The sequence below is a fragment of the Streptomyces sp. WM6386 genome, from assembly GCF_000972385.1.
In the GTDB taxonomy this organism is placed as follows: Bacteria; Actinomycetota; Actinomycetes; order Streptomycetales; family Streptomycetaceae; genus Streptomyces.
The window spans coordinates 1-471 of sequence record NZ_JXTE01000470.1 but is presented as its reverse complement, the minus strand read 5'-3'; the positions used below and the strand labels follow the sequence as shown (position 1 = coordinate 471).

General features: G+C 75.8%; 1 pseudogene. It reads left to right on the top strand.

The annotated features are described in order from the left end of the window. Positions 1-31: 31 nt before the first annotated feature. Positions 32-471 (top strand): annotated as a pseudogene (locus tag TN53_RS42285) (hydroxymethylglutaryl-CoA synthase); the annotation flags it as partial.

Genomic DNA, 471 nt, shown 5'->3' with positions numbered 1-471 from the left:
GACGCCATCAACGCTCATGGAGGACGCTGACATGGCCGGACTGATCGCCTACGGCGCTTACGTGCCGTACCACCGCCTCGCCCGGGCCGACGTCGCCGCCACGCTGGGGACACCGGCGGGACGCGGTACGCGCGCGGTCGCGGGCTACGACGAGGACACCACGTCCATGGCCGTCGAGGCGGCGCGTGGAGCCCTGGCCCGCGACGGGCTGCGTCCCCGCATCGGCCAGCTCTTCCTCGCGACCGCGGCCCCCGCCTACCTCGACAAGACGAACGCGACCGCCGTCCACGCCGCGCTCGGCCTGGACGAGCACGTGCTTGCCGCCGACATGGCGGGTTCGGTCCGCTCCGGCCTCGGCGCGCTGGTGACGGCCGCCCGCTCCCCGGTACCGACCCTGACGGTCCTGTCCGACCTGCGCACCGGCCTGCCCGGCGGCAGCGACGAGATCGCGGGCGGCGACGGCGCGGCGGC